This window comes from Pedobacter mendelii, from assembly GCF_014635725.1.
Lineage (GTDB): Bacteria > Bacteroidota > Bacteroidia > Sphingobacteriales > Sphingobacteriaceae > Pedobacter > Pedobacter mendelii.
Map to the genome: position 1 here is coordinate 91258 of NZ_BMDJ01000009.1, position 14658 is coordinate 105915.

A 14658-nucleotide genomic window follows, 5' to 3' on the forward strand; every position below is an offset into this window, starting at 1 on the left:
TTCTCAAAAGTAGTATAAAATGCGTGCAGTTTTACAAAGAGTTACACAAGCAAGTTGTGTTGTCGATAAAAATATAACGGGACAAATCGAAATAGGATTTTTGGTTCTTTTAGGAATTGAAGATGCCGATACAGCCGAAGATTTAGATTGGCTTGCACAAAAAATTATAGGTATGCGTGTATTTGCTGATGAAAATGATTTGATGAATAAAGCTTTAGCAGATGTAGGAGGAAGCATTCTTTTAATCAGTCAGTTTACATTATTTGCTGCAACTAAAAAAGGAAACCGGCCGGGTTTTACAAGAGCTGCAAGGCCAGGTATTGCCATTCCAATTTATGAGAAAATGATTGAAAAATTATCGGCGCTACTCGGGAAAAAAATTGAAACTGGGATTTTTGGCGCTGACATGAAAATAAGTTTGTTAAACGACGGGCCGGTAACTATTTTAATCGACACAAAAAATAAGGAATAAATGAAAAACAGGAATTTTGATTTAATTGAGCTAATATCCCTAGCCGGATTTATTCTGATTAAATTTGTCCTAAGCTATGTTTTGGTTAACAATATTTACGAACTTCATAGGGATGAATTTTTACATCTTGATCAGGCAAATCACCTTGCAGCAGGTTTTACCTCTGTTCCGCCTTTAACATCGCTATTTTCATTAATTATCAAATTTCTTGGAAATGGTATTTTCTGGGTGAAGTTTTTTCCTGCCTTTTTTGGCGCTGCAACTATGGTATTTGCCTGGCTAATTGTAGATAGGCTAAAGGGTAGTTTTTACGCAAAATGTTTGGTTGCTGTTGCTTTTATCTGTTCGGTTTACATCAGACTTAATATTCTCTACCAACCAAATTCTTTTGATGTTTTATCCTGGACGGCCATGTTTTACTATCTGTTAAGGTATTTCGAAAATAATAAATCCCACTTTCTTTATTATTTTGCTATTTGGACAGCCTTTGGGTTTCTAAATAAATACAATGTGCTGTTTCTTGTAATGGGGTTCTTACCCGCGATTTTGCTTACGCCTAAAAGAAACGTTTTTATCAACAAACATTTTTATTTTGCAACAGTACTTGCTTTGTTAATTATTGCCCCAAATGTTATCTGGCAAATCACGCATAATTTCCCTGTAATAAGCCACATGAAAAAACTTGCCGAAACGCAGTTGGTAAATGTAAAGCGAGCTGATTTTTTTAAAGAACAAATTCTTTTTTTTATTAATGATGTTTTTTTACTTCTGGCAGCCTTTTTAGGTTTCGCTATTTACAAACCCTTTAGAAAACATCTTTGGGTTATATTAACTTTCATTTTTACCTTATTTATTTTTAGCTATTTTAAAGCTAAATCGTATTATGCTTTAGGTTTATATCCTGTTTTACTAGCTTTTGGAAGCGTTTATATCAGCCAGGTTATGGGTAAAAAGTATTTGGTTCCTTCCTTGTTAATGATTTTTATTATTGGCTCTTTTGCTTACATCGTTCCGATCATGATGCCTGTTTATGCACCTGAAGGTATTATAGCAAACCATAAAAGATACGAACGCGTTGGTGCATTACGCTGGGAAGACGGAAAAGATCATGATTTACCACAGGATTATGCCGATATGCAAGGTTGGAAGGAATTATCAGCAATTGTCGATTCTGCTTATGTAAAAGTTAAAGATAAATCTGCTTTAATTGTTCGGGCAGATAATTACGGTCAGGCTGGGGCAATTAACTATTACTCGAAATATAAGAACATTAATGCAGTTGCTTACAATGCCGATTACCTGTATTGGTTTAAAATTGAAAAGCCAATTAAAGATTTGATTTTGATTAGAGGAGCCAACGAGAAAGATCCTGAGCGAAAAAAAGAACAGCCATTTTTTGATAAAATTACTAAGATTGGTGAATTGAAAAACCCTTATGCCAGAGAAAAAGGTGCAACGGTTTTCTTGTTAGAAGGTGCTAAAATAGATATTAACAGTAGATTAAAATCAGAAATAGAAGAAGAAAAACATGACCATTAACGAAGCGCAGGAAACTGTAGATAAATGGATTAAAACCACCGGAATAAGGTATTTTAATGAATTAACCAATACTGCCATACTAATGGAAGAAGTTGGGGAGGTTGCTAGAATTATGGCAAGAAAATACGGTGAGCAATCTTTTAAAAAAAGTGATGAAGATGTAAATCTAGCCGATGAAATGGCTGATGTACTATTTGTTTTAATCTGTTTAGCCAATCAAACAGGCATTAATTTAACTGATGCTTTAGAAAAGAATCTGCATAAGAAAACCATCCGCGATGCAGACAGGCATAAAAATAATGAGAAATTAAAATAGCTTTCAGCAAGAAGTTACCAGTTGCCTAACCCACAAACTCCATTAATGTTCGGTATGCTACAAAGCGGTTATTAAATTTATCATTCAAATTTTGCTGTAAAGCTGGTGCATAAACTTCTTGATATTGATTGTAACTTTCTAACGTTTCTGCAACATATTGTGCACAATATGTAACACCCTCATTAGGCGAATCCAAAACTTTTAATAATCTGTGTGATACAAACATGCCCGTTGCCATTACTTCAGGAATATGAACTTCCTGCATCCATTGCAACCACTCTTCGGCAACCGCATCTTCTAAAATTAAAGTAACATTATATAATAACATGCTGTAAAGATAATAAATAAGGTAATATGGGTTTAAAACAATAACGCACACAAAAAAATAAGCTTTACCGAAATTTGCATAACAAAAGATAAAGCTTAATTAGAACGGAGCATAGTATATTTGGATAGTAAAAAATAAATCGTGTCTAAAAAGCTTTTTATTGTTTAGATAATCATAAATTTTTCGAACTTAGGGGTTTAAGCAGTATTTATCTTTTTACCCCTCAATGAAACATTTTCGTATCTATAGATTTTTTAAGGCCTTTATTATTATTGCTTTTTTAACAATGGTATGTTTTTTTGCATTTGCATCAGAAGACAGACATGTTTTTGCAAGCAATTTATTCCTGCGAACACTTGCAGATTTGTATTCCTTTTTCCAATTTCCTACTCATACATTTCTATTTAATTTTTTAGGAGCGCACCTTTGGTTGTACTTTTTCGGGCTTGTATTTAATTCGGCTTTTTACGCATTTCTAGTAGAGCTTGGTCTGTCCACTGAAACTACTTACCGACAAAATAAAAAGAAAAAAGAAACTGAGAGTTAAACACCATCTCCACGTAAATTTCTAAACCTTTTTCTTGCCTCAGCACTAAACATACTGCCTGGATAATCAGTAATCAATCTTTGGAAATATATTTTTGCTTCGGCAATATTGTTAAGTTTTTTCTCATATAAATCGGCAAGGGTAAATAAAGCATCATCTGTCCAAATGCCATCTTTAAAATCATCTGTTAATTTTTTTAATATCACAGCAGCTTGTTCAAAATCTTCAGATTTTATTAAAATCCTGGCTTTGCTCATTAAAATTGCATCTGCTAAACTGTTTTGCGGATATTTTAGTGATATGCTATCTAGTTTTTTTACAGCCTGAGCTGTCAAATTCATGAAAACAAGCATTTCCGCATCGGCATATATTTTCAATGCGCTGCTGTCTGTTGGTGTTTGAATGTTATCAGAAATTAATAGGCTTAAATTCAAGGCATCATTTGCAATAAGCTGCGAGGTTGCTGCTTTTAAAACCAAACACTGGCCATTACTGTAATCAAAGTTACCCTGATAAAAAGATAGTTTTGCACTCCTGTACCGAGCTTCATTGCCTATTGCCTGTCCTTCAAATTGCTTGCTAACCTGTTCGTAAACTAAAAATGCTTCCCAAGGTTGATTTGTTAGTATGTAAATATCACCTAAATCCAATTTTAGCTGACCAATTTCCAATGCATTTATTCCAGGAATTTTAATGGCATCTTCCAATGCTATTTCGGCTTTGGCAGGTTCATTTAAATAATATGACTGAAGCGTTGCTAATTTTTTTATTGCAAATAGCGTGTTTTTGTTTTTACCACTTTCATCAATCAAAGTTTGATAATCTTTTGCCAATAATTCCAGATCATGTATATTATATTTTCCTTTGGTTTGGATGCTATACTTTGTATTAAGCATCTCAATTTTTGAAGGCAAGTAATATTGATTTTCTTTTCCCTTAGTTAACAGATATTCGTAAGCCTTTATCGCTGTTTCGTACGCACTGTTATCAACAAATGTATATATGGCATTAAATAATGTGCCGCCATCTGCTTTGGTTCTTTTGTCAAATGCAATTAATTGTCGCAGGGCCATATCGTAATCCTGTTGCTGAATGTAATTCCATGTTAAAAGTTGTATATAGATTTCAACATCAGGTTCTTTTTGAATTTTTTTTAAAATACCTGCCTGAAAGGCTTGATAATCTGTCTTATCTTCAAAAAGTATTGCAAGCACAGCTTCTGCTTGTGGTAGTAATTGTGGAGTGCTTGGCAGAATATCAAGATATTCCTGCATTAGCATAAGTTTGTCTTTTTTAAACTTATAAATATTCAGCAATTCGAAAGTAAACGCTTTATCATCATTCATTAATTTACGACCCTGTTTAAAAGTTTGAATCGCATATTCATAATTTTCAAAACGATAAAAACTATTGGCAAGCATCCTGATTTTAAATTCATCTTTGGGAAGCTTGCTAATAACGTCTGTAAAGATTTTATTTGCGGCGTTTGGATCTCCTTTTTCTTGATAAAGTTTACCTAAAGCAATAGAATATATTTCCGATTGAGGAGATTGCCTGATTTGTTTTCTTACAATTTTTTCAGCAACATCATACTTCTTTAATTTTAGTAGTGTATTGAAATAAATATCGAAATAGCCTTCGTTATTAGGGCTCGAAAATAGTTTCTCGAAAATAACTGCCGCTTTATCGTAATCGCCTTCCTGATAATATTGTATGGCTAAAGAACTTTCATCAGGTACAACCTGCCTGTTCTGGCGAAAATTTTGAGCCTTTGCCGAGTAACAGAAAAATAAAATGATGATGAAAATAACACGTTTCATAATCCTAAATTATAAGATTTAAATTTAACATTTTAATACATCTTTATTTAAATCCTTTAAATGTATAAAACGTATTTTAAATGTTACTTGTATTTTATGTGTTTATTTTAAATACTAAATTGGAACCAACCTATATTTGATAAGGTAAGTAACATTGTTACTGTATTTCGCATTTAAGCTGCTATGTTATTATATTTTTGTTGTCCAGTAAGGAAATTATATATGTTAAAGAATATTATTTTATTGGCTTTAGTTGCTTTTATTTGGGCTTGCAAAGGTACCAAGGAGGAGAAAATTATACCAGTAGATAATTTTTTTAGAACGCAGGATAAGGCGTATTATCATGTATCTCCAGATGGGAAGAGTCTTTCTTACCTAAAGTTACAAGATAAAAAACTAGATTTATTTATTGAAGATATTGAAACTGGTAGCGTAAAGCAGCTTACTCATTTGGATGAAAAAAGTATCAGCTTTTACTTTTGGACAAGTAATAATGAATTGATTTATTATACTGAAGATGAATCAAAAGAGCGGAAATCGGATTTATTCGTTGTAAGTAAAGATGGGAGCAGGCGAAAGCAGTTGAGCTCTAACGAAAAAACAAAAGTTAGGGTTATTGAAGACCAGCTGATTGATGACAAATACATAATTTTAGCTTCTAACAAACGTGATTCTACAGTTTTTGATGTTTATCGCCTAAATGTTCGTACAGGTAAAATGGATATTGCTGCAAAAAACCCTGGTAACGTTACAGAATGGGTTACTGATAACAAGGGTATTTTGAAAATTGCGGTGGCAAGCGATGGAGTTAATGAAACTTTACTATACCGGGAGAATGAAACTTTACCTTTTAAACCGGTTATTACCAATAATTTTGAAACAACGCTTCAGCCGGTTGCATTTGCAGAAAATGAAAAAGATGTGCTTTTTGCTATATCTAATGTAAATCGTGATAAAAATGCATTGGTTGCTTTAGATTTAAAAACCGGCAGAGAGAAGAAAGTACTTTTTGGTAACGATACTTTAAATGTTGTAGATGCTAAATATTCGAAGGCTAAAAAGAAGATGATTTTTGTAACCTGCGAAACCTGGAAGAAAGAAAAATTCTATCTTGATGATAGTACAAAGGTAAAGTATGCTCAAATAGATAAACTCTTACCTGGTACTGAATGGCGTATTATGGATAAAGACAAGGGCGACAATACATTTGTTGTTAGAACATATACTGATAGAAATCCTGGTTCTTATTATTTATATATTGCCGGACAGAATAAACTAAAAAAACTTGCAGACATAAATCCTTCTATTAATGAAAAGGATATGAGCGAAATGAAACCCATTAGCTATAAAAGTAGCGATGGGTTAACGATTAATGGGTATTTGACATTACCGAAGGGTAAAAACGCAACAAATCTACCTCTAGTTGTTCTGCCTCATAGCGGTCCGGGTGGGCGTAATATCTGGGGTTATAATGCCGATGTGCAATTTTTTGCCAATAGGGGTTATGCTGTTTTGCAAGTAAATTATCGTGGTTCAACAGGTTATGGTAAATCTTTTTATGCCGCAGGCTTTAAACAATGGAGCGATAAAATACAGGAAGATGTTAACGACGGCGTTAAATGGTTAATTAAAGAAAAAATTGCTAATCCTAAAAAAATTGCGATTTATGGTAATGGTTTAGGTGGCTTTGTAGCATTGAATTGTTTATATAAAAATCCCGATATTTATGCTTGTGGCGGATCTAATTCAGGCGTAATTAGCTTGTTTAGTTATCTTACAACAATACCTCCATTTCTAAAATCGAATTTACAGATGTATTATGAGATTTTTGGAAATCCGGAAACTGATACAGATTATACCCGTTTTGCATCGCCAGTTTTTCATGCAGATAGATTTAAAGCACCAGTTTTTATAGCACAAAATCCAAAAGATCCTCGTGTAAATGTTGCGCAGGGTGTTCAGTTTGTAAAAGAACTTAAAAAGCGGAATGTGCCTGTAACTTATATCGAAAAAGAGGAAGGTTCTAACCCTGTGCTGCGCCAGCAAGGACGAACAGCTCTGTACAAAGCACTTGAAGGTTTTCTGCAAGAAAATCTTAAACAAAGGTAGGTTATGGCTCTGGATAAAAAGAGTGGCTATCGAAAAAATTTTTCTTTGAGTGTTACGTTTATTGCACTCATTTCTATATTATTTATACTTTCTTTATTTCTGGCATTTAATTATAGTAAAAAGTCAATAGAAAATGAGTTTGTATCAGAAAAGGTTAATGTTTTAGAAGAAAGTATAAAGCCGTATAATGAATTTTTTCAAAATAAAATGCCCGAGGTATCTTACTACAATGGGTTTTTAGATTCGGCAACGGCATCAAAGTTTGTCGATACGGTTGTGCATAAGTTTCCATTCGTAGATAAAGTGATGTTCTACGATTCGGAAGTTAAAAACGTTCCTGTTAGAGATGGCGTTAATGTCGGTCATCTTTCCATCGGTCCAAAATCAATATTTCAATTCGGTAAAAAAGTTAATCCCGATTCTGTGAAATTATTTTCCGAACAATATAGTCGGTCATTTAGAATTGATGATGATTTTAACAGTATGGCGCTTAAGTTAGTACGTTTTATTGATCAAATCGATACAGCCTCCGTGCCTACTCAAGAAGAGTTATTTACCAATTTTTCTGTAGTTCTTTCTAACAAAATTACCTATCTAAATATTCCAAGGCGAGAAGATTTAAAAGTTTATAAAGAGATGCTGCAAAGTAAACTAAATCCTGCTCCGGTTTATCAGCAGGATATACTTGTCTTTGATCTCGACCCGAAAAAAATAAAAATAATCAATACACGGCCACTGCTGTATCAAATTATACGCGTTGAACCTTTAACTTACGATCCGATTGATACATCTGATGAAAATATTACGACCGAAATTGCGCTACCTGGTGCATTTTCAGACTTTAAACTTTATTTTACATCTTCAAAATCTTATATAAAGAAAGAGATATTTATTTATTTCATGCCGATTGCTTTAGTACTTTTATTAGTCTATGGAGTACTTTTACTGGTTGCGTTTTTAATTTATCGTAACTTAAACATAAACAGTAAAATGTTTAAGCTCCAGTATGATTTCGTTAATAATTTAACTCATGAATTTAAAACGCCTGTAAGCGTAATAAAAATCGCCGGAAACAACATTAAAAGTGCAACAGCATTAACTCAAAAAGAGCAGCAACTTTACGGCAAAATATTGGATGAAGAGGCTGATAAATTAAACGGATTGATGAACAAATTACTTGCTTTTACCCAAATTGAAAATAAAGCAATCATACTTAATCAGGAAGAGGTTAATATCGAAGATTTTATTGAAAGCACAATTGAATCGCATACGCTTAAACACCCAGATTTTATAATGACTTATGAAGTTGTTGGCTTTAAAACTTTTATAACCGACCCGGTTTTATTGGGTAGTTTATTTGATAATCTTGCTGAGAATGCCTACAAGTATTCGAACCCGGGAAATAAGAAATTAAATGTAAGCGCTAAGCTGATAAAAGGTGTTTTGGTTTTTCGCTTTGCAGATAAAGGAATTGGCATTCCTTCTTCAGAATTAAATAATATATTTAAAAAGTTTTTTAGAATACAGAATGAATATAATCAAATGGGAAGTGTGGGCTTGGGTTTGGCATTCTGCAAAGAACTGGTTAACTTTATGCAGGGCGAAATTACTGTAAAAAGCAAAATAGGAATGGGTACAGAGTTTAAGGTTGTACTGCCTTATAATATTAAAAATTGAAATATTTAAAAAATTGAAATGTTGCTTTTCAATGGTAAAACTCTGCAACCTTTTAACTTTATAACCTAACAACACACAAATGTCTAAAGAAGTAAAAATATTAATTGTTGAGGATGATGAAAATCTTCGCTTTTTGGTAGCACATCGTTTAAAAGCTGAAGGCTATAATGTGCTTGAAGCTAACGATGGGGAAGCGGGCGAAAGAATGATTTTGGCCGACCAACCTGATATTGTTTTATTGGATTGGATGATGCCGGAAAAACAAGGTGCCGAAGTATGTGAGAGTGTTCGCAAACAGGGTTTCGAGAATTTAATTATCATGATGACTGCGAAGGCACAGGATGTAGATAAAATTGATGCTTACAATTTCGGTGCATCTGACTATATCACAAAGCCATTTAATATGGATGTTTTGGTGGCCATGCTTGAAAGTAAAGTGAAGTTCATTGTAAATAAAGATATGGCTGAAATTCATCGTTTCGGTAATATGGAACACCATCCAAATATCCATACTTTATTTAGAGATGGTAAAAAAATTGAGCTTACAATATTAGAGAACCGTATTCTACTTTATTTCTTGCGTAATCCTGGTAAAGTAATTAATAGAGATGAATTAATGCTTGTGGTTTGGGGCTACAACTCTGATGTAAATACACGTACACTAGATATGCACATCGTGCGCTTACGTAAAAAAATTGAATTAAATCCGGATAACCCACAATTGTTGCAAACTGTTCGTGGTGTTGGATATCGCTTCAACGCAGGATAAATATTGATTGAATGAGAGATTGATTGAATGAGAGAATGATTGAATGAGAGAATTTATGTTAAAAGGTCAAAAATTCACTCATTCAAAGTTCTTTGATGTCTAATTAAGTGCTTTTAAGGGTAAAAATCGTTATCTCTGGTAAAACACCAACCCTCCCAGGGTAACCTAAGAAACCATATCCTACATTAACATAAAGTTGCTGTTTCTGCTCACGGTATAATCCTGCCCATTCTTTGTAAATATATTGTACTGGACTCCATTGGTTTTCTTTTAAACGAACACCAAACTGCATTCCATGTGTATGCCCGCTGAACATGGCATCAATTTGGGGATATTTCTGTAAAACTTCGCCACGCCAATGAGACGGGTCGTGACTCAACAAAAGCTTAACCGGTAAATCATCTGTATTTTGAACAGCCAGCTCCATTTTTCCGTATTTTGGAAAACGACCCATTCCCCAGTTTTCGATGCCTAAAATCCCTATTTCCTCACCATCAACCTTTAATCTTCGGTTTTGGTTCATTAATAAATCGTAACCCATAACCTTATGTACATCGATAATATCCTGAAGGTTTTTTATTTTGGCTGGAGATGAATCTTTTCCAAAGTAATAATCACCATAATCATGATTTCCTAAAGTAGAATAAACACCAAGCGGAGCTTTAACTTTTGCGAAAATATCCTGATATTCCCTTACCTCATTTGTTAAATTGTTAACTAAATCGCCAGTGAAGAAAACAAAGTCAGGTTTTTCCGCTAAAAGCATATCAACACCACCTTTTACCGCAGTTTTATTATAAAAACTACCAGAATGTATATCAGAAATTTGACCCATTGTTATTCCATCAAAGGCTTTTGGAAGATTAGGAAGAATTAGATTAACTCTTCTAATCTGGTAATCGTAAGCACCAGAAATTATACCCCAACTTAAAGAAGTTAAGGGGACAGCCGCAGCAACCAAACCTGCCTTAACTAAAAATTCTGATCGAGAAATTGGCTCAGCTTCTCTAACTGGTTGGTCTTTTATAACTTGTTTTTTTCTGAAAATTTTGATCAACAATCTTCGCAAATCATCTAAAATTAGGAAAGGTAGCATCGCCATTTTACAGGCAACAGTTAAAAAGAATGCGACTAATATAATGGCTCTTAAAGTGAGAAAAAGATTTAAATAAATTCCCGCAAAAACCCCAATGATTAATAGAATACTAAATAACCAATATAAAACACCAAAGATTTTTTTAGTTTTAGGTTTCCAGTTTTTAAATACAGCGATAATTGCCTTGAAGCAATAAATATCAAAGGCAATAATGAATATGCAGGCGGCAATAATGAATGGTAATCTTCCCATAAAATCGGGTTATTCGAGTTAAATTAAAAAAATAAAGCAGGTTTTTATAACTCGCCTAAATTAAGTATTTGAAGTAAATAAATTATCTAAAATTCGTTTAGGGTTATCTAAAAAAGATTTGTAAACCCTGTAAATTTCAGATTCCTCATATTTTACTTTAGTAATTTTAGCATCAGCCATTTCGTAAATAGACGCATTTGGATAAGCTAAGAGAATAGGGGAATGCGTTGTAATGATGAATTGCGCATTTTTATCAACCAAGTTATTAATTTTTGACAACATGGCAATTTGCCTTGTAGCTGAAAGTGCCGATTCAGGTTCATCTAAAATGTAAATCCCATTTCCACTAAATCGATTCATAAATAACGCCCAAAATGATTGCCCGTGAGATTGTGCGTGTAAGGAAACACCGCCGTATGATTCTATAATTTTTATTTGTCCGCCAGGTTCTTTATCAAGTTTATCAATCTCACTTGCAACATTATAAAAACTTTCACCCCTTAAGAAAAAACCATCTTTAGGTTTTCTGAAACTTTTGCTAATGGTTAAATAGTTATGTAACTCTGAGTGTGTCGCCTTACTGGAAAAATTGAAATTTTTACTTCCGCCCTCGGCATTGAAACCCAAACTTACTGCAAGAGCTTCTATCAATGTGGATTTTCCAACGCCGTTTTCGCCTGTAAAGAAAGTGACATTTGGATGAAATGCCAGTTCCTTAAATGATTTTAAACAAGGAATGTTAAATGGATATCTATCAGGAAGGTTCTCCTGATTCAATCTCAAAGATAAAAGATATCCTTTAAACTCCATTCTAATTTAATCCCTGATTCACTAATTTTTTCATTCAGTTCTATCTAAAATCGTCTTCATCTTCTTCCTCATCAAATTCAGCGTTAAATAAACTGCCGAACATATCAGTAAATCCGAAACCGCCATTTAAGAAGTTTTTACTCAGTTGAGAATATTCAGCCAGGCCATGTAAAACGAATTCCATTAACAGCAAAGTTTGGTTTTCGCTTAATTTTGGGTGGAATTTCTTAACCAATTCATAAAGACTAGGAACAGACATCAACGCTTTTTTATATTGCGAATTTGTCAAGGTATCGGTAACATCTAAATTATTCCCCTCTGTAAACCATTCGGTAATTTCAGTATAAGGATTAGCCGTTTTCGATTTCTTCGCTTTCTCAGGGTCTGGGAAATAACGAGCGAATAAGGTTTTAACTGCTTTGCCAATTAAGGTTGTAGCTACGTGGGCTGGTCCTTCCAGTTCTCCCTCATAAACCAATTCTATTTTTCCTGTTATAGCAGGAATAATGCCAGCCAAATCCGCTAAACGAACTACAGTATTCTTCTCTCCAGAAATTAACATTCTACGTTCGGCAGTACTGATTAAATTTTCGTATGCTGAAATGGTTAGCCTTGCCGATACACCCGATTTTTGGTCGATGTATTCACTTTTACGAGCCTCGAATGCAATTTGTTCAATTAAGTCTTTTACCAAACCATCTGCTTCAATATTTGCTTTTTGCTCTGCAGTAAGTTTTGCCTCCTGAAATGTAATTTTACGGGATATTTCGATGCTTTTTGGATAGTGGGTTAAAATCTGACTTTCAATTCTATCTTTCAGCGGCGTTACGATACTGCCACGATTGGTGTAATCTTCTGGATTTGCAGTAAATACAAACTGAATATCAAGAGGTAATCGCAATTTGAAACCTCGGATTTGGATATCTTTTTCTTGCAACATGTTAAACAAAGCAACCTGAATTCTAGCTTGCAAATCAGGCAATTCGTTAATTACGAAGATGCTTCGGTGTGCTCTGGGGATTAAACCAAAGTGGATTACACGCTCATCATTATAAGTTAATTTTAAAGTGGCGGCCTTAATCGGATCAACATCGCCAATTAAATCGGCTACGGTAACATCTGGCGTAGCCAGTTTTTCGGTATAACGCTCGCTGCGGTGCAGCCAGGCAATTTCTGTCGCATCTCCATTAGTGGCAATTTCATTTTTAGCATACCAGGAAATCGGATTCAATGGATCATCAAAAATTTCGCTGCCAGCAACATAAGGGACATATTCATCCAATAAATTAACCATTAAACGAGCGATACGTGTTTTGGCTTGTCCCCGTAAACCTAAAAGTAAAATGTTATGACGAGATAAAATTGCAGTTTGCAACTCTGGAATTACCGTTTCATCATAACCAATAATACCTTCAAACTCTGCCTTATTACCCTTAAGTTGTTTAATCAGATTTTCTCTAAGTTCTTCTTTAACAGACCTTGATTTATATCCTGTTGTTTTTAATTCGCCTAATGTAGTATTTTGCATATTGATTTGTTACGTGTTGTAAGTTACGTGTCAGCAGGGTTTATTTAAGAGCATAAAAAGATATTTGCACTTAAACAAGCAACCCATAACTTTTAACTTATTTTACTGTTTTTCTTCTATTCTTAATGTAATCCTCAAAAATATATTCTCCCAATCCGTTTAGCGAGCTATAAAAAGCTCTGCCTCCATTAATTTCAGTAAACTGGCGGACGAATTGTTGTAAATAAGGATCCTTAGCAATCATAAATGTTGTAATTGGTATTTTCAATCGCTTGCATTGAGCTGCCATATTTAAGGTCTTGTTGATTACCTTTCTATCCAAACCCATACTATTTTTATAATACTTGCCATTTTCTTTCAAACAGGTTGGTTTCCCATCTGTAATCATAAAAATCTGTTTATTGTGCGTTTTACGGCGGCGAAGTAAATCTGCTGCCAACTCTAAACCCGCGTAAGTATTTGTATGGTATGGGCCAACCTGTAAATAAGGCAAATCCTTAACACTAATAGGCCAAGCGTCATTGCCGAAAACAACAATATCCAAAGTATCTTTCGGATATTTTGTTTTAATTAATTCGGCTAAAGCCATTGCAACCTTTTTGGCAGGTGTAATTCTATCTTCGCCATATAAAATCATGGAATGTGAAATATCAATCATCAAAACCGTAGAAGTCAAAGTTTTAAAATCCTTTTCCTCTACTTCTAAATCTCTGTCAGTTAAGGTGAAATCGCCAATACCATGGTTAATCTGTGCATTTTGAATAGAGGCCGTCATGTCGATTTGGTCTAAACTATCGCCAAAACTATATTCGCGTCTATCCGCATTTTTCTCTTCGCCAATGCCCGATTGGTTACTGTTATGGTTCCCTCTACCCGATTTTTTTAGCTTTCCGAAAATTTCATCTAACGCCGATTTACGAATCGTTTGCTCAGTTTTGGCCGTAATTTTAAACTCACCCGATTGATTATCCTCGGTCAGGTAGCCTTTATCTTTCAGGTCGTCAATAAAATTCCCAATGCCGTAATCGTTATTAGTCAGCTTGTATTGTTTATCGAGTTCATTCAGCCAGCTTAGCGCTTCAGCTGCATCGCCCGAAGTATAATTTAGCAGTTCGCTAAATAATTTTAGTAACTCATCGAACCCACCCTTTGGCGTATCGCCAGGCTTATAATCAGAAAAACGAAAACCTCTCATGTGCTTGTATTAACGAATTATCGAAGATAAAAGTTTCGATTTGCATTAATTTAAGCGGTGTGTCATATTTGGGTTATCAGCAAAAAGACTAAAGCTGAAATATCGAAGTTAAACCCCAGGCCAACAGCTTAGAATGGAAAACGCCCAACTGAAAACTCATTTGGGCGTTCTCCAAGCTACGCAAGGGTCGGGCTTTTCAG

General features: G+C 34.2%; 12 protein-coding genes. 6 read left to right on the forward strand and 6 right to left on the reverse strand.

Features of this window, described 5'->3' with window-relative positions:
- Positions 1-19 precede the first annotated feature (19 nt).
- The 3 genes from dtd to IEV50_RS14885 are packed head-to-tail and all read left to right on the forward strand — an operon-like array spanning position 20 to position 2327.
- Positions 20-472: a D-aminoacyl-tRNA deacylase gene (gene dtd / locus IEV50_RS14875; RefSeq protein ID WP_188415800.1), complete on the forward strand. Its 453-nt coding sequence runs from the start codon at positions 20-22 to the stop codon at positions 470-472.
- Complete coding sequence (locus tag IEV50_RS14880; RefSeq protein WP_188415802.1) at positions 473-2011, forward strand: ArnT family glycosyltransferase; 1539 nt, start codon at positions 473-475, stop codon at positions 2009-2011.
- Positions 2001-2327 carry a nucleotide pyrophosphohydrolase gene (locus IEV50_RS14885; RefSeq protein ID WP_188415804.1) on the forward strand — a complete coding sequence of 109 codons (327 nt, stop codon included), beginning with the start codon at positions 2001-2003 and terminating at the stop codon, positions 2325-2327. The genes IEV50_RS14880 and IEV50_RS14885 overlap by 11 nt, the downstream gene beginning before the upstream one ends.
- A 25-nt stretch (positions 2328-2352) precedes the next feature.
- Here the strand turns inward: IEV50_RS14885 and IEV50_RS14890 are convergent, their stop codons facing one another.
- Both IEV50_RS14890 and IEV50_RS14895 read right to left on the reverse strand, forming a co-directional pair.
- Positions 2353-2655 carry a DUF4286 family protein gene (locus IEV50_RS14890; RefSeq protein WP_188415806.1) on the reverse strand — a complete coding sequence of 101 codons (303 nt, stop codon included), beginning with the start codon at positions 2653-2655 and terminating at the stop codon, positions 2353-2355.
- A 543-nt stretch (positions 2656-3198) separates the two neighbouring features.
- Positions 3199-5022 carry a tetratricopeptide repeat protein gene (locus IEV50_RS14895; RefSeq protein WP_188415808.1) on the reverse strand — a complete coding sequence of 608 codons (1824 nt, stop codon included), beginning with the start codon at positions 5020-5022 and terminating at the stop codon, positions 3199-3201.
- Positions 5023-5244: 222 nt separating this feature from the next.
- On the opposite strand from IEV50_RS14895, the gene IEV50_RS14900 reads away from it, so the two are divergent.
- From IEV50_RS14900 to IEV50_RS14910, 3 genes are all read left to right on the forward strand, one after another.
- Positions 5245-7131, forward strand: a complete 1887-nt coding sequence (locus IEV50_RS14900; protein ID WP_188415810.1) for a S9 family peptidase — start codon at positions 5245-5247, stop codon at positions 7129-7131.
- Between the two features lie 3 nt (positions 7132-7134).
- A complete protein-coding gene (locus tag IEV50_RS14905; protein WP_188415812.1) occupies positions 7135-8808 on the forward strand; it encodes a sensor histidine kinase in 1674 nt (557 codons plus the stop codon).
- A gap of 79 nt (positions 8809-8887) precedes the next feature.
- Positions 8888-9577 (forward strand): response regulator transcription factor, encoded by a 690-nt coding sequence (locus IEV50_RS14910; RefSeq protein WP_188415814.1) that lies wholly within the window; start codon positions 8888-8890, stop codon positions 9575-9577.
- Between the two features lie 103 nt (positions 9578-9680).
- Here the strand turns inward: IEV50_RS14910 and IEV50_RS14915 are convergent, their stop codons facing one another.
- The 4 genes from IEV50_RS14915 to IEV50_RS14930 form a co-directional block, all read right to left on the reverse strand.
- The gene (locus IEV50_RS14915) at positions 9681-10925 is read right to left on the reverse strand and encodes a metallophosphoesterase (RefSeq protein WP_188415816.1); all 1245 of its coding nucleotides are present in this window, start codon (positions 10923-10925) and stop codon (positions 9681-9683) included.
- Positions 10926-10985: 60 nt separating this feature from the next.
- On the reverse strand, positions 10986-11735 hold the full coding sequence (locus IEV50_RS14920; RefSeq protein ID WP_188415818.1) for an AAA family ATPase: 750 nt from the start codon (positions 11733-11735) through the stop codon (positions 10986-10988).
- Positions 11736-11775: 40 nt separating this feature from the next.
- A complete protein-coding gene (locus tag IEV50_RS14925; protein ID WP_188415819.1) occupies positions 11776-13263 on the reverse strand; it encodes a magnesium chelatase ATPase subunit I in 1488 nt (495 codons plus the stop codon).
- A gap of 97 nt (positions 13264-13360) precedes the next feature.
- Positions 13361-14458, reverse strand: coding sequence for a vWA domain-containing protein (locus IEV50_RS14930; protein ID WP_188415820.1), 1098 nt, complete (start codon positions 14456-14458; stop codon positions 13361-13363).
- Positions 14459-14658 lie beyond the last annotated feature (200 nt).